The following is a 19,648-nucleotide window of genomic DNA, read 5'->3' as shown; positions in this document are numbered from 1 at the left end:
TTTAATGATGCGTTTAATAATTTGCGATTTCAGCTTCGGTGGATCGCTGAATCGAGACTTTCGAATGTGCAGTGATTTTCCATATCCATTTCCTTTCAATGTCCTGAGTGGGATTGCGTGAATTCAATGTGTCCTGGTGTCTCATTCCTTTCTCCGATCGCCGCGCCTCCTGGCGGGGTTGAAAGATAAAAATCGATGGGATTTGCTACCAGCGCACAGCTTACCCAGAACGTATGATGTGATACGGGCACAACACTGTGCAGGATCTGTTGCCTCGTTCGCTTATGTCGCTTTACGCGATTGGCGCTTTGCGCAATCTTTAATCCGTAGCCACTAATCATGAGAAACGTAGGAAAGGAGTGCGCCAGATGGAGCGCGAGGACGAATGTGCTCTCGACCGATATATCGCGGCGATTCCGCTTAACCTGAGAGTAGTGGCCAGGGCTGCTTACGAGGAGCTGTCGAACAATCCCTTCCTGCCGGTCTTTTCAAAGGACGAAATCGCGCGGTTGGTCTGCTCTCCGGGATTTCAGAGTTACTTGGAAAGCGAGAACCGGACCAGCGCCGGTTCGCTGATGATGCTCTGTTCGGCGGGGTTTGCGACGCGTCATTGACGACGCCCCATTCGACGAGGTGCCATCGCCACGACGCAACGCAGCCACTCTTCTGCAGGCCGGCGGTTGTCCCGCCGGCCTGAATTTTATCCGGGAGTCCTACCGTTCGAGACCCAGCGGCGGCATGCGAGCCTCCACCGCACCGCTGCGGGCCGCTCTGACCAGCGGGGCCAGTTCGGCCAGCGCCGGGCGCAGCCCGGCCAGCACCGCCACGGCTTCCACCAGATCGCCCTTGCCCGAGGCGAGGTCGAGGATTTCCCGAATCAGCGGCTTCGGTCGGGGGTAACCGGTCACGGTGACCGGGGAGTCCGGCTCCAGCTTCGCCGCTTGCCTGGCGAGCGTCAGCGCCGTGGCGACTCCGCCCAGTTCGTCGATCAGACCGAGGTTCTTGGCTTGGGCGCCGGTCCATACGCGGCCCTTGGCGGCGTCCCGCGCCTGCTCGGGGGTGAGGTGCCGGGCTTCCGCCACGCGGGCCAGGAAGGTGGAATAGCTGCTGTCGATGATGGCGTTCAGCCGCTCCTCCCCGGCGGGGCCGAAGGGGCGGAGGGGCGACCACAGTCCGGCGTTTGGCGCGGTGTCGAGGACGCCCCAATGCACGCCCAGACGCTCCGACAGGCCGGCGACCGACATCTTGCCGGCGACCACGCCGATGGAGCCGGTCACCGTGGCGGGGGAGGCGACGATCCGGTCGGCGGCCAGCGCGATCCAATAGCCGCCGGACGCCGCCGTGCCGCCCATGGTGGCGATCACCGGCTTGCCCGACTGGCGGGCCTTGACCAGGGCGCGGCGGATCGTTTCGGACGCGGTCACGCTGCCGCCGCCGCTGTCGATGCGGAACAGGATGGCCTTGACGTCGGGATCGTCCACCGCGTCCTCGATGGCCGACACGATCGTCTCCGATCCGGCGGTGACCTCGCCCAAGCCGGGCTTGCCGCTGTCGCCGCCGGTGATGGTGCCGGTGGCGTGGATCAGCGCGATGGTCGGGCCGCTGCGGTTGGGCGGCCCGGCGATTCCCAGATAGTCCGCCGCCTCCATGGTGTCGGCGCCGGGCGCCGCCCCGGCGCGGCGCAGCGCCTCCTCCCGCGCCTCGTCGGCGTAGCCCAGACGGTCGACCAGCTTGGCGTCCACCGCCTCGCGGTCGATCAGGGGCGCGCGGTCCATTGCCGCCTTCACAGCGGCGGGGGGAAGGCGGCGGCTCACCGCCACCCCGTCGACGATCTGGTTGGTCAGGTCGCCGAGCAGCGACTCCATCATCTCGCGGTGGGCCGGCGTGAAGTCCGTCCGCATGACGCTGTCGGCGAGGCTCTTATACTCCTCGCGCTGGAACACCTGCGGCTGGATGTCCAGCTTGTCCAGAGCGCCCCGGGCGAAGGGAATCTGGGCGGACAGGCCGGTCAGGCCGAGCAGGCCGAGCGGCTGCATCCACACCTCGTCGAAGGCGCTGGCCAGCAGGTAGGAGCGGTTGCCCGCCCCGGTGTCGCCGTAGGATTCGGCGAAGGCGATGGCGAAGCGGCCCGACGCGCGGAACCGCTCCACCGCCGCCCGCAGTTCCTGCACCTGGGCGAAGCTGGCGCCGTCCCCGCCGAAGCGGGCGAGCACGCCCTTCACCCGCGGGTCGCTTCGCCCGCGCTCCAGCGCGTCGAGCACCTCCTGGAAGGTCGTCTCGTGGCCGAGGAAACTGCCCAGCCGGTCCACGCTGCCTTCCGCCAGCGGGTCGCGGAGGTCCAGCTCCAGCACCACGGTGTCGGGCAGGGAGGGCTCATGCCGGACCGCCAGGACGACCCCGGTGACCACGGCGGCCACCACGAGGAAGCCGATGAGGGCGAACAGGCGGACAAAGAACCTCAGCATCCGGGCGGCTCCGGTGGTTGCGCGGCGTCAGCGGTCCTGCTTGTGGTAATCGCGGTTCGGCAGCATGTCCACCGCAGAGGCGACGCGGTTCGACATGTTGTAGAAGCCGGCGGTGTCGGCGATGTCGAAGATGTCCTCCTCGCCGAAGCCGGCGTCGCGCAGCGCCTGCCGGTCCGGCTCGCCCATGGTCCAGGGCTCCTTGGTCAACTTCCACGCGAAGTCGAGCATGGCGCGCTGGCGCGGCTCCAGCTTGGCGGCGCGGTAGTTGAAGGCGAGCATCTCGCCCAGTTCCGGATCGCCGGACAGCCTGCGCACCGCCTGCCCATGGGCGACCAGGCAGTAGTAGCAATGGTTGGCCGAGGACACGACCACGGCGATCATCTCGCGCTCCAGCTTGGACAGGCCGCTCTCGCCGACCATCAGCTCGTTGTAGAGCTGGGCAAAGGTGCGCAGCTTCTTCGGGCGCAGGCTGTAGGCGCGCAGCACGTTGGGGACGAAGCCCAGCTTCTCCTCGCACTTGGCGAAGAGCGCGGCCATGTCCGGGTCGAGGTCGGGCGTCTCGGGAACGGGCAGGGCCATGACGTGATCGGGCTGCGGCATCGCGGTGGTCTCCTCCGGTGTGTTGGCGTCGTTGCGGTCGATGCTGTTTTGGCCGACAGGGTAGCCGGGCGGCGGCGCTTCGCAAAGCCCCACCTCCGGTCAGGCCCATTCACTATGGGTTGCAACCCTGCTTTTCGTACGTTGTCTCTCGCCAAGCCGTCGCCATCCGTGCGAAGACTGCGCTCCGCCGCAACGCAGTGGTTCGACCGATGAAGGATCCGGGTGGCAAAGGCGCGCCCAAGCTCGGCCTCCTCTCGGTTCTGGTGGTTGAGGACAGCGCCTTCATCCGCAACGTGCTGACAACGACCCTGCGCACCATCGGGGTCGGCGCGGTCCATGCCGAGCCGGGTGGGGCGGAAGCCATCCGCTTCCTGGAGGAGCGGCGGGCCGCCCTGCCGCCCGGCACGGCGCCGGTGGACATGATCATCACCGACCTGGTGATGCCGGAGGTGGACGGGCTGATGCTGCTGCGCTGGCTGCGCTGCAGCCCGAAGTCGCCGGACCGTTTCCTGCCCGTGCTGATGCTGTCCGGCGCCGCCGACCGCCATTATGTCGAGCAGGCGCGCGACCTGGGCGCCACCGACTTCATCGCCAAGCCCTTTTCCGCGGCGACCATCGCCAGCCGCCTGCTGGCCGCCATCGCCCGGCCGCGGCGCTTCGTGCTCGCCAAGGGCTATTTCGGGCCGGACCGGCGGCGGACGCAGCGGCCGGTGGCGATGGATTGCCGGATGACCGGCCCCGGGGAAATCCTGGTGGTGCACAGCGCGTCCAAGGCGGCCGGCATCGACCGCTTTCCGGTCGTCCATTTCGACCTGCCCAACCGGCTGGGCGCCAAGATGGGCATCGCGCCGAAGGACCCCGTCCCGACGCTGCCCGACGAGGTTCTGGCGGCGGCGGAGGCGGAGATCCAGAACCGCTCCGGCGATTACGCCACCTGGATTGCCGGGGAGGTGGACGAGCTGGCTCGCCGCGTCGAGCGGCTGGGCGCGGAGGCCGCCGCGGTTCCGGCGCTGATGGCGCAGATCAACCGCTCCGCCCACGAGATGCGCGGGCAGGGCGGAATCTTCGGCTATCCGCTGATCACCCGCATCGCCAAGTCGCTCTACGAGGCGACGCAGGGCGGCTTTCCCACCGTCACGGGCAACGAGCGCCTGCTGCTGAAGGCCCATGTCGACGCCATCAAGGCGGTGATGGCCGGGCGGATCAGCGGAGACGGCGGGGCGACCGGCCAGCAGCTTCTGGCCTCGCTGGACCTTGCCAAGAGGAAATACGCCAAGGCGGACGGCGAGGGCGACCCGGCCTGAGCGCCGCCACTATTTCCAGCGGATTCCCGCCTCGCGGCGGATCTCCTCCATGCGCTCCAGCGCCGGCTTGAAGCCGGTCAGGGAGAAGCGCACCTCCGCCTTGCCGCCGCCCGGGGCGGAGCCGACGGCGGAGACTTCCTTGCCGGGAGTCAGCCGCTCGACCAGCTTGGCGTTGGTGTCCGGGGCGCTCACCGCGCAGGTGTTGGTCTCCCATTCGAAGTGTTCGCAGGGGTATTCGGGACGGAACAGCGCCCGGTCCACCCAAACGCGGACGATCTTCGACAGGTCCATCGTCTGCTCGTCCAGCCGGAAGCGCAGCCCCTCCAGCCAGCGCTCACTGGAGCGCAGCCAGACGAGGCGCGACCGCCGGTCGCTGCCGGGGCGTGAGAGCAGTTCGCATTCGACGCGGCGCGGCTCGCTCCAGACCTGGCAGTAGAGGCGCCAGTCCTTGAAGGTCTCCGAATGCTCCCGATAGGCCGGAGGCTGGGATTGGGTCTGGGCGGCGGCGGGAAGGGCGGCGACCAGCAGAAAGCCCGCCATCACGCCGCCACGCCATGCCGCCGCGATGCGTCCCCGCATCGGGCTCAGCCCCGCGCGTAGGCGCGGTGGCGCAGCAGATGGTCGGCCAGAACGCAGGCCATCATCGCCTCGCCGACCGGGACGGCGCGGATGCCGACGCAGGGGTCGTGGCGGCCCTTGGTCAGGATGTCGGTGTCCTTGCCCTGCAGATCGACCGTCTGGCGCGGGGTGAGGATGGAACTCGTCGGCTTCACCGCGAAGCGCACCACGACGTCCTGCCCGGTGGAGATGCCGCCGAGGATGCCCCCGGCGAGGTTGGACCGGAACTCCGGCTCGCCGTCGGGGCCGGCGCGCATCTCGTCGGCGTTCTGCTCGCCGGTCAGGGTGGCGGCCTCGAAGCCGTTGCCGATCTCCACGCCCTTGACGGCGTTGATGGTCATCATGGCGCGGGCAAGATCGCCGTCCAGCTTGTCGTAGAGCGGGTCGCCGAGCCCGGCGGGCAGGCCGGAGGCCACGACCTCCACCACCGCGCCGATCGACGAGCCGCTCTTGCGGATGCCGTCCAGATAGTCGGCCCATTCGGCGGCGGCCTGCGGATCGGGGCAGAAGAAGGGGTTGTTGTCCACCTCCGCCCAATCCCAGCGGCTGCGGTCCACCTTGTGCGGGCCGATCTGCACCAGCGCGCCGCGCACGGTCACGCCGTCGCCCAGCACCTTGCGGGCCACCGCACCCGCCGCCACGCGGCAGGCCGTCTCGCGCGCCGAGGAGCGCCCGCCGCCGCGGTAATCGCGGATGCCGTATTTCTTCCAGTAGGTGTAGTCGGCGTGGCCGGGCCGGAACTTGCTGGCGATCTCGCTGTAGTCCTTGGAGCGCTGGTCGGTGTTCTCGATCATCAGCGAGACCGGCGTGCCGGTGGTCTGCCCTTCGAACACGCCCGACAAAATCTTGACCTGATCCGGCTCCTGGCGCTGGGTGGTGTAGCGCGACTGGCCGGGGCGGCGCTTGTCGAGCCAGGGCTGGATGTCCGCCTCGGTCAGGGAGAGCAGCGACGGGCAGCCGTCCACCACCACGCCGATCGCCGGCCCATGGCTCTCGCCCCAGGTGGTGAAACGGAAAAGCGTTCCGAAGCTGTTGCCGGCCATGGCGAGGACTCCCGATGCGACACGATGTTACCGCAAGTTCTGCGGTCGAGCGCGTTTCTTGCGGCGTTTCGGCCGGCGCGTCAAGCGCGAGGGGGCTTAGAACGCTCCCTTCTGTTCACGCCGGCGGTCGAGCGCGACCTCGAACTGGCGCAGCAGCTTGTGCGTGGCTTCGAAGTAGAGCTTGCGCTGCGGGTTGTTCTTCATGCAGCGGGCGTCCAGGTGGGACACGCTGGTCAAGGCGGAGACGCAGTAGCCGAGAAGCCAGTAATGGGAGCGGATCTTGCGCAGATAGTCGCGGAAGGGTTCCGGCTGGCCGGCCATGAAGGCGGAGAAGCTCGCCTCGTAGTCGGCGAGGATTTGCCGGATGTCGAGCAGCGTGGTTTCCAGCAGCTTGCCCACCTTTTCGATGTGCATCAGAAGCTGGGTTTCATAGGGCTTGTGCATGCGGATATCGACCGGGATGCATTCCCGCGACTTCAGCCAGTTCAGGATGATCCGCGCCCGCGGCGCGATGCGGCGGAGTTGGTACTCGTAGAAGGTCGTGCCCTTCCAGGCGCTGAAGATCTGGTCGGCCTCGCTGCGGTCGATGCCGAAGGCCGAGACGAACAGGCCGGCTTCCTCAAGCTCGGGATTCCAGATCGCTTCCAGGAAGCGCTCGATGCTCTGGGTGCCGTTGCCGCCGCCGTCGATGGCCTTGCGCACGATGGGTTCGATGCGCGCCCGGATCAGGCGGCGGAGCTGCTGGTCCTCGGCGTCGCTGATCGCCCAGTGACGCTTGTCCACCGGGACCTTTTCGCCTTCGAAACAGGCCTTCAGCAGGAAGGAGTCCAGCGATGGCACGCTGTCGATCAGGGTGAGGGTGCGCAGGTCCGCGGCCGCGGCCTCGCTGTTGGCCTCGCCGATGCCGAACTGTTCGGCCAGCAGGAGGTTGCTGTTGCGGGCGCGCAGATAGATGGCGAGGCCGCCCGCTTCGGTGTGTTCGACGCTGTGCGGAATGTAGATGCCGGTCTCGACCGGCCGCGATGCGGCGTCGCCGTCCTCATCCTCGTCGGCGATGGGGTTGGCGTAGTCGTCGGCGTCTTCGTCGAAGTTCGGGTATTTGAACAGGATGGCCTTGTTCAGTCCCCGGGCGCGGAACAGGCGGCTCTCTTCGGGGATGTCACGGGTGATGGTGATCAAATTCATCGAGACGCTGGAGCCGCCGTAGAGAATTTGCTCCAGAATCGGGGACACCGAATCCGATTGACGCCGTGCACGCATCCGACCGTCGCCTTCCGCAACCTTCCGTAAGCGTGAAGAATAGCGGTCTGCTGCGGTGCGCAAAAGTATGTAATACGACGATCGGTAAAAAATACCTCAAACTGGGTAAGGACGTTTCCGGCGGGCGTTCCGGAACGAACCGGACGCGCCCGCCGTTGCCCGACGCTTTGGAATCAGGCGGGCTTGCCCGCGCCGCCCAGCGACCCCAGGAGCTGCGACACCTCGGCCGCCGCGTCCACCGCGACCATGCCGACGGTGTGGTAGCCGGAGTCGACGTGCATCACCTCGCCGGTCACGCCGGTGCCGAGGTCGCTCAGCAGGAACAGGCCGGCGCCGCCGACCTCACCGATGGTGACGTTGCGCTTCAGCGGGGCGTTCAGCTCGTTCCACTTCAGGATGTAGCGGAAATCGCCGATGCCGCTGGCGGCCAGCGTCTTGATCGGACCGGCGGAGATGGCATTGACGCGGATGTCCCGACCGCCCAAATCGACGGCGAGGTAACGCACGCTCGCCTCCAGCGCGGCCTTGGCGACGCCCATCACATTGTAATGGGGCATCACGCGCTCGGCGCCGTAGTAGGAGAGGGTGAGCAGGCTGCCGCCCTCCTTCATCAGCGGAACGGCGCGCTGCGCCACCGCGGTGAAGGAATAGCAGGAGATGTCCATCGTGCGCAGGAAGTTGGCCCGCGTCGTGTCGAGATAGAGGCCGTCCAGCTCGTTCTTGTCGGAAAAAGCGATCGCATGAACCAGGAAGTCCAGCTTGCCCCATTCCTTCTCGATGGCGGCGAAGGTCGCGTCGACGCTGGCCTCGTCGGTGACGTCGCAGGGCAGCAGCAGCGGGGCCTTGACCTGCTCGGCCAGCGGCTTCACACGCTTCAGCAGCGCGTCACCCTGATAGGTGAAGGCCAGCTCGGCGCCGTGCTGCGCCAGCGTGGAGGCAATTCCCCAGGCGATCGACCGATCGTTCGCCACGCCCATGATCAGGCCGCGCTTGCCGTCCATGAGCGGCTTCGGGTTGGACATCCGTACCTCGTGCATCCAGAGTATGCTTTGAAAAGTGGGCCGCATCCTACACGAAAGGCCGGCCCGGTCAAACCAAGGCGGGAGGCATCCTGTGGCTGAAACCGAAGGCACGTCGAAAGGGGGCTGGAACCCCTTTGTGCGCGTTCGGGAAATCGGCGGCTTCATCGCCTATTCCTCCATGCGCTTCTACAACGACAACTGCTTCCAGACCGCGGCCTCGCTGACCTACACCTCGCTGCTGGCGCTGGTGCCGCTGATGACCATCGGCTTCGCGATCTTTTCCGCCTTTCCCGCCTTCAACGCGCTGCAATCGCGCATCCAGACTCTGCTGTTCAAGAATCTCGTGCCGGAGAACAGCGACGCCATTCTCCAGTACTTGGCGGCCTTCATGGCCAACGCCGGGCAGATGCCGGTGTTCGGCATCATCGGGCTGGCGATGTCCGCCGTTCTGCTGATCTGGACCATCGAAGGGTCCTTCGCCACCGTCTGGCGGGTGCGAGAGCCGCGCTCCTACGTCACCCGCATCCTGTCCTTCTGGGCGGTGGTGTCGCTGAGCCCGCTGTTCGCCGGCGCCAGCCTGTCGCTGTCCAGCACGCTGTGGGCGGTGCTCCAGTTCGCCCATCTGGAGGGCTTCGCCGACCCGCTGGTGGGGATCGGGGCGATCCTGCCCTTCATGCTGCAGCTGGTCGGCTGCACGCTGCTCTACGTCATCATCCCCAACCGGGACGTGGGTTGGATGGACGCCGCCTGCGGCGGGGCGGTCGCCTCGCTGCTGCTGGAGACGTCCAAGGCTGGCTTCGCCATGTACATGAAGGAGTTTCCGGCCTACCAGACCATCTACGGCGCGTTGGCGACCGTGCCGATCTTCCTGTTCTGGCTCTACATCGCCTGGTCGACGGTGCTGTTCGGCGCGGTCATCACCGCCTCGCTGCCCGAATGGCGGGCCGGCAAGATCACCCGCGGCGGGCCGGAAGGGCTGCTGCCCGCGCAGCGGCTGGGGCTGGCGCTGGCCGTCCTGCACGAGCTTCTTGAGGGCACGCGGCTCGGCGTCGGCCTGCGGCGGCGGACACTGGTCGGGCGCGTGCCGGTCGGCACGGTGCTGATCGACGGCATCCTGGAGCAGCTTCGCGACGCCCATTGGGTGGCCCACACCACGCACAACGCCTGGGTCGTCACCCGCGACCTCAGCGAGGCCACGCTCTACGATCTGATGAAGGCGCTGGGCATCGGCCTGCGCGGCTCCGTCCGCGGGCTGGGCGGGCTGGAACTGCCCTGGCAGGACCGCACGGCCCATCTGCTGGAGCAGGCGGAGCGGAACCAGGAGGATATGCTCGGCGTGCCGATCAAGGATCTGCTGTCCGACCGGCCCCTGGAGACGGGAGCGCTCGAAACGGAGACCCGGGAACCGAACCCGCAGGATTCCGGACCGGTGGTGGGGGAGGGGTCCGGTGCCGTGCCGCTGAGGGCGAAGCGCTGGCCCTGAATGCGGGCCTCGCGGACGATCAAGCTTGGTATTTGGCGATGAGGTCCGCGGCGAAGCTGTCCAGGTTGTTGTCGGCGGGCAGGGTCTGGACGTAGGAGCAGCCGCGACAGGCCTCGATCTCGTCGCGCCGGCCCTCCAGATGCTTCAGGCGGAAGTCGCGCAGCCGCTCGCCGTTCCAGATGTCGCGCAGCGACTCCTCGGCGACGTTGCCGACGATGGTCCCCATGCGCCAGTCGGCGCAGCAGACCGAGACCTCACCGTTGAAGTTGATGGCCAGCTTCAGGAAGGGCTCGGAACAGACCTTGCGGGCGGTGTCCGGGGCGGCGGCGAAGGCGCTCTCCTCGGCCAGCGCCTCGCCATGCAGGGGATGGACGAACAGGCTGTCGGCGATCGGCGTGAAGGTGTCGATGAAGCTCTGCCGCTCCTCCTCCGTCAGCTCCACGTTGATGATCTTGCAGTGGAGATGGAAATCGCGGCCCAGCTCGGTCTTGCGGCGGTAAAGGTGGGCCACATTGTCCACGACGGTCTGGAAGCGGTCGAAGCGCCGGGTGACGCGCTTGTACATGGCGTCGCTGGCCCCGTAGACGGAGACGCGCATGGCGTCCAGCCCGGCGGCCAGCAGGGCGTCCGCCCGCTCCGGCGTCAGCAGGGAGCCGTTGCTGGTCATCTCGACATGTCGGGCGAGGCCGCGCGATTTCAAAAGATGGACCATGTGTTCGATCCGCGTGTTCACCAGCGGCTCGCCGTCCTTGTAGAGGTGGACGGATTTGATCGGCGCGTCGAATTCGGCGATGTCGTCGGCGATCTTGCGGAACAGGTCGAACTTCATGGCGCCGCGCGGGCGGCCGACCTCCTTCAGCAGCTCCGGATTGCCGGTGGCGCAGAAGACGCAGCGGAAGTTGCAGCCGTTCGACGGATCGATCAGCAGCGAGAAGGGCGTGGTCAGCGGCAGCACCTGCGACAAGTCGTTGCGGTCGCGGTGGCGGCCGTAGGGAATGTTCGCGGGTGCGGCCGCTTCGGTGCTCACTTCGGTCATGACCTTCGCCGGGCGGGGCTGCGGAAGAGGGTGTGACTAGCAAGAGATCATGCGCACCGTAAAGGAATCCTTCATTCCGGCAACCGGACATTGGCGGGATGCCCCCAGGCGGGGCGGGGTCAAGGCAGGTTTCAGGGGCATGCTCGACAGTCTTTCCCATCGCGTCGTCTACAGCGACCGGCGCTTCTACGCGTCCTTCCCGTCCGCGGCGACGCTGGCCGACGGCCATGTGCTGGTGGCCTTCCGGCGCGCCCGCGATCATCGCTGGCTGCACGGGGAGCCGGCCGAGGGCGGCAGTGACTTCACCAGCGTCGACCATGTGGACTCGCGCTCCCACCTCGTGATCCAGCGCTTCACTCCGGATTTCGAGCCGGACGGCCCGCCGCAGCCGCTGCCCACCGACCCGGAGGCCGGCGACCAGGACCCCAGCCTGCTGGTCCTGCGCTCGGGGCGGATCGTCCTGGGCAGCTTCGGCTGGTACCCGATGTCGGCGCGCCATGGCCTGCGGCTGCGCGAGAAGGGCGTCCACCTGCTGGGCAACGCCGAAACGTCGGGCACCTTCTTCCTGTTCTGGGGCGGCAGCACCCGGGTCAGCGACGACGGCGGGCGGCGCTGGTCGGACCACCGCTACCTGCCGGAACTGCCGGACCAGGGACCGATCCTGCCCGGCCAGCGCCCGATGCTCGGCGGCGCGGTGCGCGGGCGGGCGGTGGAGGCGCCGGACGGCACGCTGCTGATGGCGACCTACACCGGCGGCCCCTACACCAGCTACCTGTTCGCCTCGCGCGACCGCGGGGAAAGCTGGGCTTTGCGCAGCACCATCGCGCGCGATCCGGCTGGGCGGGCCGGCTTCTGCGAGACCGCGCTGCACCTGACCGCGGACGGGCAGTTGGTCGCCTTCCACCGCACCACCGGGCTGGGCGACCGCCTCGCCACCTCCGTCTCCCACGATCTGGGGGAAAGCTGGGCGCCCTGGATCGAGAACGCCGTCGTCGGGCATCCCTACGACGCCTGTCCGCTGCCGGACGGGCGGCTGCTCGTCGTCTACGGCCACCGCCACCAGCCCTACGGCGTGCGCGCCCGCCTCTGGGACAGCCGGCGGGAGACTCTGGAAAGCGCGCCGGAGATTGTGATCCGCGACGACGCCCCGTCGCCGGACGTCGGCTATCCCTGGGCGACCGTGCTGGCGGACGGGCGGGTGGCGGTCTGCTACTACATCTGCGACGCGACGGGCATCAGGCACATCCAGGCGACGCTGCTGCGCGTGAGCGGCTGATTGACGGGCCTCCGCGCACCTCCTATCGTCCCCGGCCATACCGCAATCCCATGTTCCGGGAGTAGAGTGTCCATGAAGCCCGCCCGCCGGCCGTCAAACCCGCTGTTTTCCTCCGGCCCCTGCGCCAAGCGGCCCGGCTGGTCGCTGGACGCCCTGGACGGCGCGCTGCTCGGCCGCTCCCACCGTTCGAAGCCGGGGAAGGCGAAGCTGAAGGAGGTCATCGACCTCACCCGCGCCGTCCTGGCGATCCCCGGCGACTACCGCATCGGCATCGTCCCGGCCTCCGACACCGGAGCGGTGGAGATGGCGCTGTGGAACCTGCTGGGTGAGCGCGGCGTCGACATGATGGCCTGGGAGAGCTTCGGCAAGGAGTGGGTGACCGACGTCACCAAGCAGCTCCGCCTGTCCGACGTGCGGACCATCCAGGCCCCCTACGGCGCGTTGCCGGACCTGTCGCAGGCCGATTTCAGCCGCGACGTGGTGTTCACCTGGAACGGCACGACGTCGGGCGTGCGGGTGCCGGACGGCGACTGGATTCCGGCGGACCGCGAGGGCCTGTCGATCTGCGACGCGACCTCCGCCGCCTTCGCCATGGACATTCCCTGGAGCAAGATCGACGTCGCCACCTGGTCCTGGCAGAAGGTGCTGGGCGGCGAGGCCGCGCACGGCATGCTGGTGCTCAGCCCGCGCGCCGTGGCGCGTCTGGAGAGCTTCCAGCCCGACCGTCCGCTGCCGAAGATTTTCCGCCTGACCAGTGGCGGGAAGCTGATCGAGGGCATCTTCGTCGGCGACACCATCAACACGCCGTCCATGCTCTGCGTGGAGGACGCCATCGACGGGCTGCGCTGGTCGCTGTCGGTCGGCGGCCTGACCCAGCTCATCCGCCGGTCGGAGCAGAACCTGCGCATCGTTTCGGAGTGGGTGGCGGCCTCGACCTGGGCCGGCTTCCTGGGGGACGATCCGGCGACGCGCTCCTGCACCTCGATCTGCCTGCGCTTCACCGACGCCGAGGTGACCGCGCTGACGCCGGAGGCCCAGGCCGACTTTGCCAAGAAGCTCGCCGCGCTTCTGGAGAAGGAGGAGGCCGCCTTCGACGCCGGCTCCTACCGCGACGCCCCTCCGGGCCTGCGCCTGTGGGGCGGCGCCACGGTGGAGAACGAGGATATGGAGGCGGTCCTGCCCTGGCTCGACTGGGCCTTCGCCACGGTCAAGGCGGAGACCTTCGGGCGCTGATTCATACAGAGCCGCAAAAGGAAGGCCGCGCCACTCCGGCGCGGCCTTTTTCGTTGCCCGCTCAATCCCGCCAGAAGCTCGGCAGGATCAGCACCAGCACCGTGAAGACCTCCAGCCGGCCCAGCAGCATGGCGAAGCTCAGCGCCCATTTCGCGGCGTCGGGCAGGGGGGCCATGGTGCCCGACGGGCCGACCACCGGCCCCAGCCCCGGTCCGGCGTTGGCAAGTGCCGAGGCGACGGCGCTGGCCGCGCTCAGATAGTCCACGCCCATCGCGGCGACCAGGAGCGACAGGATGCCGAAGGCCGCCATGAAGGCGAAGGCGAGGTTGATGACCGAGCCGACCACATCCTCGTCCAGCACCTTGCCCTGGTAGAGCGGGACCAGCACGCGGTTCGGCTTCAGCATCCGCTGCATCTGGTTCAGCATCGACAGGGCCAGCATCTGCCAGCGGAAGATCTTGATCGACCCGGCCGTCGATCCGGTGCAGCCGCCGATGAAGTAAAAGAAGAAGAAGGCGACGACGGCGAAGCTGCCCCAGGTCGAATAGTCGGTGGAGACGAAGCCCGTCCCGGTGATGATCGAGGTGACGTTCACCGCCGAATGGCTGAGCGCGTCCCGGAAGGGCAGGCCGACCACGGCGAAGGCCCACAGGGTCATGGCGGCGCCGGCCGCCAGCAGGATCGCCAGCAGCGCGTTCACCTGGCTGTCGCCGAAGACCGGTGCTTTGCACTGGCCGCGCAGCAGGCGGATGTACCAGGTCAGCGGCAAGGCACCGGCGATCATCGAAAAGGTCGCCACCCACAGCACCGCGTGGGAGTCGAACCAGCCGAGCGAGGCGTCCTTGGTCGAGAAGCCGCCGGTGGCGATGGAGGCCATGGCGTGGTTGATCGCGTCGAACCACGTCATGCCGGCCAGATGGTAGGCCACCGCCGACAGGATGGTCAGCGCCAGATAGGTCATGGCGATGGCGCCGGCGGTGTCCTGCACCGTGGCGAAGGGTTTGTCGCCCTTGTCGGAGGATTCGGTGCGGAACAGCTGCATGCCGCCGACCCGCAGGATGGGCAGCACCGCGATCGCCATGACGATGATGCCGACCCCGCCGAACCAGTTGAGCAGCGACCGCCACAGCAGGACCCCCGGCGGGGCGTTGTCCAGCCCGACGATCACCGTGCCCCCGGTGGTGGAGAGGCCCGACATCGCCTCGTAATAGGCGTCGGTGAAGGACAGGCGGGCGGCGGAGATCATGAAGGGCAGGGCGCCGAAGGCCGCCAGGACGCACCAGGACAGCGTCGTCAGCAGGAAGTGCTGCTTCACGGTGAAGCGCGCGTGCTCCTTGCTCGACGTCGCCAGGACCATGCCGCCGCTGACCGCCAGCGTCGCCGCGCTGGAGCCGACGAAGGCCGTCCAGTCGCTGTTGCCGACGGCGGCGTCGGCCAAGGCCGGCACCAGCATGCCCAGCCCCAGGATGGTCAGAAGGATGCCGATGATGTGGAAGACCGGTCCCAGCGCGATTCCATTGCCGACGCCATTGCCCAAGGCTTTGCCCTTCGTCGCCGCGGAGGCCGATGGCGGCGCCCCGTCTTGTCCCGATGTGATGCGCTGATTATCCAAAGGGGCGGGTGCTGTCCATCCGCTTCCGAGCGGCTGTTCACACGAAACCGGCCTCTCCCAACATGCGGTGGAACTCCCGCAGGGCGCGCTGCTGCTGTGCCGCGTCGGGCAGATCCTCCACGTATTTCCGGTCGAACTGCGGCTGGCGGAGATGCTCGACCACGCGGCGCCGGACCATCTCCAGCGCCCGCCGGCTGCGCAGGATGCCCGGCGCGCAAACCTGAAGCAGACGGTTCGCGCGCAGCCGCAGCGGATCGCCGGGGTCGTCCAGCCGCTCGACCACCCGGTCCTCGGTGATGTAAGCCACCAGAAGCGCGTCGAGGTCGGCGGTCAGGCGGGTCCGTGCCTCCTCCGGCAGAGCCGAGTCGGCGGCCTGGCAGTAGAGCAGGGTCAGCGCTTCCAGATTGTCGCGCGGCGGCAGGCGGGGGTGGATGAAGCGGCCGTAGCCCGCCGGGTTGCCGGTCAGCGCGTGCAGCAGCCGGGCGATGTCCCCGGCGTGCGCGTGGCCGAGGTCGGAGTCGGCCAGCGCGAGCAGGAAGCGCACCCGGTCCCGCGCGTCGGGAATGCGGCCGGCCACCTCCGAGATGGCCTGCTTGCGGCCCGGCGCCCCGCCGCCCTCCAGGAAGCGCAGGTAGCGCAGGACCAGCGCCTCGGCCATCGGGCCACCGCCGGCCGGCCCGTCGGGGCCGAGCGTGCGCTTCAGAATCTCCTGGAAAGCGTCCATTTCCAGCGACGGGTCGGAGCGGTGGAGCGGCTGTGTGCCCTTCAGTTGCCGGCGCACCAGGTCCAGGATGACCAGCCGCGTCTGGTCCAGGTCGTGGAAGGCCAGAAGCTCGTTCAACTGGACGGCGCGGTCGCCCTCCGCCCGCTTGGCCGGGGACAGGCGGCCCCGCGACAGGTCGATCAGGTTGCACAGCGCCTCCGCCAGGCTGCCCTGGACGCCCAGAAGCTCCTGCGCGACGGAGGGGGCGCCCAGGACGTCGGCGATCACGCCGTCGAGCAGCCCCAGCGGGCGGTCGGCCGTGGCTCCGTCCTCCCGCGCCAGCTCCCCCAGGAAATCCAGCTTGGCCAGCCAGTTGCGCATTTGCACCAGCTCGCGTGACAGGACGACGCGGGCGAGGAAGTCGCGCTCCTCCGCCGGCAGGCTCGAATCCAGCCGGTCGAACATGGGGCGGAAACCGGTGGCGGCGATGGCCGGGAGGTCCTTGCGCGTGGCGGCGACGCGCGCCCGGTCGGTCAGTTCGTGCATCAGCAGGTTCAGCGCGTCGCGCCGCCCGCGCCCGTCCGTCCCGGCTTTCTCCGCCTGGAGTGCGGCAACCCGCCCGACCGCGGTGGGCACGAGGTTGTCGGTGTTGAGAAGCCGCGCCAGCTCCGCGTGGTTGTGCAGCACCTCGGTCGGGGTGACCACCGCCCGCTCCACGTAAGTGCGCAGCACGCGGTTCATCGCCATGCGGCTCTGCACGCCGTAGCAGTGGTCAAGCGTGAGGCAGAGCGCCGGCGCCTCGTCGATGGGGGAGGCGGCCACCGTGCGGGAGACTTGGCGGAACTCCACATGGACTTCCGTTTCGACATGACGACCGTCCGGGCGCCGCCAGTCGCGCACCACCCGCATGCCCTCGACCTTGCCGCCGGACAGCGCCTTGCGGCCGAAGACCAGCGCCTCCGCCTCGGTGTCGAAGCGGCCTTCGAGGACCCAATGGTCCTGCTTGTAGATCTGCACTTCGTAGCTGGCGGACGGGCGTGCCATGGCGCCATTGCCCCGCTGCTGCTGGCACGGTTCGTACACAGGATGCCGGAGAATTCGCATCAAACTCAACAGAGATTCGATTGGAATGCATCCGAGTTTCATGCCCTTCCGGACGGGTGCCTGTGGTCGGCGCAGGGGAGACGGGCATGGGCCGCGGGGCTTTTCCGTTTGCATGAGGAAGGGGGGTGGGGTATTGACCCGCTCCGTATGCCCGAGCACCGCATGCCCACCGGACGTGCGGGCTCTCGCCATGCCGACGGTTTGCCACCCATTCGACGAGACGACGCAGGCCATGCCCGCTGATTCCCTGAGCTCCGCCCTGTTGCCCGCCGGCCTGCACGACGTGCTGCCGCCCGAAGCGGCGCACGAAGCGGCGGCGGTGGCGCGCCTGCTGGCGGACTTCACCGCCCACGGCTATGAGCGCGTCGAACCGCCGCTCGTCGAGTTCGAGGACAATCTGCTGTCCGGCTCCGGCGCCGCCATGGCGAAGCAGACCTTCCGGCTGATGGACCCGCTGTCGCAGCGCATGATGGCCGTGCGCGCGGACATCACCCCGCAGATCGTGCGCATCGCCACCACCCGCCTGAAGAACGGCGCCCGCCCGGTGCGGCTGTGCTACGCCGGGCCGGTGCTGCGCGTGAAGGGCTCGCAGCTCCGTCCGGAGCGGCAGATCACCCAGGTCGGCGTCGAGCTGATCGGCCCGCTGGAGGCCGAGGCGGACGCCGAGGTGATCCTGCTCGCCGCCCACGCCCTGGAAGGGGTGGGGGTGCGGCACCTGTCGGTGGACCTCTGCGTGCCGACCATGGTGGCGCGGGTCTGCCGCGGCCTGGGTCTCGGCGAGGAGGAAACGGCCCGCCTGCGCGAGGCGCTGGACAAGAAGGACGCCGCGGCGGTGAGCGCGGTCGGCGGTCCGGCGGCCTCTCTGCTGCAAACGCTGATGGCGGCCTCCGGCCCGGCGGAGCGCGCCATGGAGGTGCTGTCGGCGCTGCCGCTGCCGGAAACGGCGGAAAAGGACCGGCGCCGCTTGACCGACGCCCTGCGTCTGCTGCGCGCCGCGCGCCCCGATCTGACGATCACCGTCGATCTGGTGGAGCACCGCGGCTTCGAATACCAGACCGGCCTCAGCTTCACCCTGTTCGCGCGCGACGTGCGCGGCGAGCTGGGGGCGGGGGGCCGCTACCGCGCCGGGGTGCGTCCGGGCGTGGAGGAGGAGGGCGAGCCGGGGACCGGCTTCACCCTCTACATGGACACGCTCCTGCGCGCCGTTCCGGCGCCGGAGCCGGCCAAGCGCGTTTATGTGCCGCATGGCACCTCCTGGGCCGCGGCGGGCAAGCTGCGCGCCGAGGGTTGGGTCACCGTGGCGGGGCTGGCCCCCGTGGCGGACGTGGCGGCGGAGGCCCGGCGGCTGGACTGCGGTCACCGTCTGGACGGCGGCACGGTCACGCCGCTGACCTGAGACTTCACGATGGGGCGTCCCCCGCGCCGCGGGGGCGCCTTTGCATGGGCAACGTTTTCTTTCTGCCTTCTTTTTTTGCGGAGACACACATGGCCAACGTGGCGGTGGTCGGCGCCCAGTGGGGCGACGAGGGCAAGGGCAAGATCGTCGACTGGCTGTCCAGCCGGGCCGACGTGGTGGTGCGCTTCCAGGGCGGTCACAACGCCGGCCACACGCTGGTGATCAACGGCGTGACGTACAAGCTGAGCCTGCTGCCCTCGGGCGTGGTTCGCTCCAACAAGCTGTCGATCATCGGCAACGGCGTCGTCTTCGACCCCTGGGCCTTCATCCGCGAAGTGACGGCGATCAAGAGCCAGGGCGTGGACGTGTCCCCCGCCACGCTCCAGGTCGCCGAGAACGTTCCGCTGATCCTTCCGGTCCACAGCGCGCTCGACAAGGCGCGCGAGGAGGCCCGCGGCGCCGGCAAGATCGGCACGACCGGCCGCGGCATCGGTCCGGCCTATGAGGACAAGGTGGCCCGCCGGGCCATCCGCCTGTGCGACCTCGGCGACGAGGCGGTGCTGAAGGAGAAGGTGGACGCCCTGCTGGCCCACCACAACCTGCTGCTCCGCGGCCTGGGCGCGCCGGAGATGACCCCGGCCGACATCCTGGACCCGCTGCGCGAGATCACCCCGCAGGTCCTGCCCTACGCCTCGGTCGTCTGGAAGACGCTGGACGAGCTGCGCCGCGCCGGCAAGCGCATCCTGTTCGAAGGCGCGCAGGGTCAGATGCTCGACATCGACCACGGCACCTATCCGTACGTCACCTCCTCCAACACGGTGGCCGGAAACGCCGCCGCCGGCAGCGGCATGGGCCCGCGCGCCGTCGGCTATGTGCTGGGCATCTGCAAGGCGTACACCACCCGCGTCGGCTCCGGCCCGTTCCCGACGGAGCTGTTCGACGACGTCGGCGAGTTGATCGGCCAGCGCGGCAAGGAGTTCGGCGTGGTCACCGGGCGCAAGCGCCGCTGCGGCTGGTTCGACGCCGTGATGGTCCGCCAGGCGGTGAAGACCGGCGGCATCGACGGCATCGCCATGACCAAGCTGGACGTGCTGGACGGCTTCGACGAGATCAAGGTCTGCGTCGGCTACCGCCTGGACGGGCAGGAGCTGGATTACTTCCCGGCCAACGCCGGCGCCCAGGCCCGCGTCGAGCCGATCTACGAGACCTTCGAGGGCTGGAAGGACAGCACCCAGGGCGCCCGCTCCTGGGCGGAGCTGCCGGCCCAGGCGGTGAAGTACGTCCGCCATGTGGAGGAGCTGATCCAGGCCCCGGTGGCCCTGCTGTCCACCAGCCCGGAGCGCGACGACACCATCCTGATGAACGACCCGTTCCAGGATTGAGGATTGTGGGGTGGTCGCGTCGGGCGGGCCCGCCCCCCCCCCCCCCCCCCCCCCGCCGCGGGGGTGGGGGGGCGCCACGCCGCCGCCGCGGGGGGGGGGGGGGGGGTGCGC

General features: G+C 68.8%; 16 protein-coding genes. 7 read left to right on the top strand and 9 right to left on the bottom strand.

From position 1 onward, the window contains the following. The first annotated feature begins 368 nt into the window (after positions 1–368). Complete coding sequence (locus tag GBZ26_RS05330; protein ID WP_041811141.1) at positions 369–614, top strand: hypothetical protein; 246 nt, start codon at positions 369–371, stop codon at positions 612–614. Between the two features lie 99 nt (positions 615–713). Here the strand turns inward: GBZ26_RS05330 and sppA are convergent, their stop codons facing one another. Next, entirely contained in the window at positions 714–2,465 is a 1,752-nt protein-coding gene (gene sppA, locus GBZ26_RS05325; protein ID WP_174437940.1) for a signal peptide peptidase SppA, read from the bottom strand. Positions 2,466–2,492: 27 nt separating this feature from the next. Then, entirely contained in the window at positions 2,493–3,065 is a 573-nt protein-coding gene (locus GBZ26_RS05320) for a peroxidase-related enzyme (RefSeq protein WP_174437939.1), read from the bottom strand. Between the two features lie 209 nt (positions 3,066–3,274). Between GBZ26_RS05320 and GBZ26_RS05315 the strand changes: the two genes are divergently transcribed. Beyond that, positions 3,275–4,369, top strand: coding sequence for a response regulator (locus GBZ26_RS05315; protein WP_174437938.1), 1,095 nt, complete (start codon positions 3,275–3,277; stop codon positions 4,367–4,369). A gap of 9 nt (positions 4,370–4,378) precedes the next feature. Here the strand turns inward: GBZ26_RS05315 and GBZ26_RS05310 are convergent, their stop codons facing one another. The 4 genes from GBZ26_RS05310 to fabI all read right to left on the bottom strand — a co-directional run bounded on the left by GBZ26_RS05310 (position 4,379) and on the right by fabI (position 8,312). Then, positions 4,379–4,948, bottom strand: a complete 570-nt coding sequence (locus GBZ26_RS05310) for an invasion associated locus B family protein (protein ID WP_174437937.1) — start codon at positions 4,946–4,948, stop codon at positions 4,379–4,381. Positions 4,949–4,953: 5 nt separating this feature from the next. Next, positions 4,954–6,030: a chorismate synthase gene (aroC, locus tag GBZ26_RS05305; RefSeq protein ID WP_174437936.1), complete on the bottom strand. Its 1,077-nt coding sequence runs from the start codon at positions 6,028–6,030 to the stop codon at positions 4,954–4,956. Positions 6,031–6,126: 96 nt separating this feature from the next. Next, on the bottom strand, positions 6,127–7,263 hold the full coding sequence (locus GBZ26_RS05300; protein WP_343207210.1) for a hypothetical protein: 1,137 nt from the start codon (positions 7,261–7,263) through the stop codon (positions 6,127–6,129). A gap of 200 nt (positions 7,264–7,463) precedes the next feature. After that, entirely contained in the window at positions 7,464–8,312 is an 849-nt protein-coding gene (gene fabI, locus GBZ26_RS05295) for an enoyl-ACP reductase FabI (protein ID WP_174437934.1), read from the bottom strand. A 136-nt stretch (positions 8,313–8,448) separates the two neighbouring features. On the opposite strand from fabI, the gene GBZ26_RS05290 reads away from it, so the two are divergent. Beyond that, the gene (locus GBZ26_RS05290) at positions 8,449–9,795 is read left to right on the top strand and encodes a YihY family inner membrane protein (RefSeq protein ID WP_174437933.1); all 1,347 of its coding nucleotides are present in this window, start codon (positions 8,449–8,451) and stop codon (positions 9,793–9,795) included. 19 nt (positions 9,796–9,814) lie between these two features. Here the strand turns inward: GBZ26_RS05290 and GBZ26_RS05285 are convergent, their stop codons facing one another. After that, on the bottom strand, positions 9,815–10,831 hold the full coding sequence (locus GBZ26_RS05285) for a radical SAM/SPASM domain-containing protein (protein ID WP_174437932.1): 1,017 nt from the start codon (positions 10,829–10,831) through the stop codon (positions 9,815–9,817). 139 nt (positions 10,832–10,970) lie between these two features. On the opposite strand from GBZ26_RS05285, the gene GBZ26_RS05280 reads away from it, so the two are divergent. Together GBZ26_RS05280 and GBZ26_RS05275 are read left to right on the top strand one after the other, a co-directional pair. Beyond that, positions 10,971–12,107 carry an exo-alpha-sialidase gene (locus GBZ26_RS05280; RefSeq protein ID WP_174437931.1) on the top strand — a complete coding sequence of 379 codons (1,137 nt, stop codon included), beginning with the start codon at positions 10,971–10,973 and terminating at the stop codon, positions 12,105–12,107. A 72-nt stretch (positions 12,108–12,179) separates the two neighbouring features. Next, positions 12,180–13,340: a phosphoserine transaminase gene (locus tag GBZ26_RS05275; protein WP_174437930.1), complete on the top strand. Its 1,161-nt coding sequence runs from the start codon at positions 12,180–12,182 to the stop codon at positions 13,338–13,340. 61 nt (positions 13,341–13,401) lie between these two features. Here GBZ26_RS05275 and GBZ26_RS05270 read toward each other — a convergent pair whose 3' ends face one another. Both GBZ26_RS05270 and GBZ26_RS05265 read right to left on the bottom strand, forming a co-directional pair. Continuing rightward, positions 13,402–14,877 (bottom strand): TrkH family potassium uptake protein, encoded by a 1,476-nt coding sequence (locus GBZ26_RS05270; protein ID WP_246653628.1) that lies wholly within the window; start codon positions 14,875–14,877, stop codon positions 13,402–13,404. A gap of 112 nt (positions 14,878–14,989) precedes the next feature. Next, the gene (locus GBZ26_RS05265; protein WP_174437929.1) at positions 14,990–16,699 is read right to left on the bottom strand and encodes a hypothetical protein; all 1,710 of its coding nucleotides are present in this window, start codon (positions 16,697–16,699) and stop codon (positions 14,990–14,992) included. A gap of 292 nt (positions 16,700–16,991) precedes the next feature. On the opposite strand from GBZ26_RS05265, the gene GBZ26_RS05260 reads away from it, so the two are divergent. Then, complete coding sequence (locus GBZ26_RS05260; RefSeq protein WP_174437928.1) at positions 16,992–18,155, top strand: ATP phosphoribosyltransferase regulatory subunit; 1,164 nt, start codon at positions 16,992–16,994, stop codon at positions 18,153–18,155. 89 nt (positions 18,156–18,244) lie between these two features. Beyond that, entirely contained in the window at positions 18,245–19,537 is a 1,293-nt protein-coding gene (locus GBZ26_RS05255) for an adenylosuccinate synthase (RefSeq protein WP_014240872.1), read from the top strand. Positions 19,538–19,648: the final 111 nt, after the last annotated feature.

The sequence above is a fragment of the Azospirillum formosense genome, from assembly GCF_013340925.1.
GTDB lineage: Bacteria > Pseudomonadota > Alphaproteobacteria > Azospirillales > Azospirillaceae > Azospirillum > Azospirillum formosense.
Note: the sequence above shows the minus strand (reverse complement) of the source record. Positions and strands in the feature narration are given on the sequence as shown.

What these genes read in the sequence shown, in the direction of transcription:
- GBZ26_RS05330 (WP_041811141.1), top strand. Translation starts at nt 369, where the DNA reads ATGGAGCGCGAGGACGAATGTGCTCTCGACCGATATATCGCGGCGATT.
- GBZ26_RS05275 (WP_174437930.1), top strand. Translation starts at nt 12,180, where the DNA reads ATGAAGCCCGCCCGCCGGCCGTCAAACCCGCTGTTTTCCTCCGGCCCC.
- GBZ26_RS05320 (WP_174437939.1), bottom strand. Translation starts at nt 3,065, where the DNA reads ATGCCGCAGCCCGATCACGTCATGGCCCTGCCCGTTCCCGAGACGCCC.
- GBZ26_RS05255 (WP_014240872.1), top strand. Translation starts at nt 18,245, where the DNA reads ATGGCCAACGTGGCGGTGGTCGGCGCCCAGTGGGGCGACGAGGGCAAG.
- GBZ26_RS05280 (WP_174437931.1), top strand. Translation starts at nt 10,971, where the DNA reads ATGCTCGACAGTCTTTCCCATCGCGTCGTCTACAGCGACCGGCGCTTC.
- sppA (WP_174437940.1), bottom strand. Translation starts at nt 2,465, where the DNA reads ATGCTGAGGTTCTTTGTCCGCCTGTTCGCCCTCATCGGCTTCCTCGTG.
- fabI (WP_174437934.1), bottom strand. Translation starts at nt 8,312, where the DNA reads ATGTCCAACCCGAAGCCGCTCATGGACGGCAAGCGCGGCCTGATCATG.
- GBZ26_RS05285 (WP_174437932.1), bottom strand. Translation starts at nt 10,831, where the DNA reads ATGACCGAAGTGAGCACCGAAGCGGCCGCACCCGCGAACATTCCCTAC.
- GBZ26_RS05310 (WP_174437937.1), bottom strand. Translation starts at nt 4,948, where the DNA reads ATGCGGGGACGCATCGCGGCGGCATGGCGTGGCGGCGTGATGGCGGGC.
- GBZ26_RS05260 (WP_174437928.1), top strand. Translation starts at nt 16,992, where the DNA reads ATGCCCGCTGATTCCCTGAGCTCCGCCCTGTTGCCCGCCGGCCTGCAC.
- aroC (WP_174437936.1), bottom strand. Translation starts at nt 6,030, where the DNA reads ATGGCCGGCAACAGCTTCGGAACGCTTTTCCGTTTCACCACCTGGGGC.
- GBZ26_RS05265 (WP_174437929.1), bottom strand. Translation starts at nt 16,699, where the DNA reads ATGGCACGCCCGTCCGCCAGCTACGAAGTGCAGATCTACAAGCAGGAC.
- GBZ26_RS05315 (WP_174437938.1), top strand. Translation starts at nt 3,275, where the DNA reads ATGAAGGATCCGGGTGGCAAAGGCGCGCCCAAGCTCGGCCTCCTCTCG.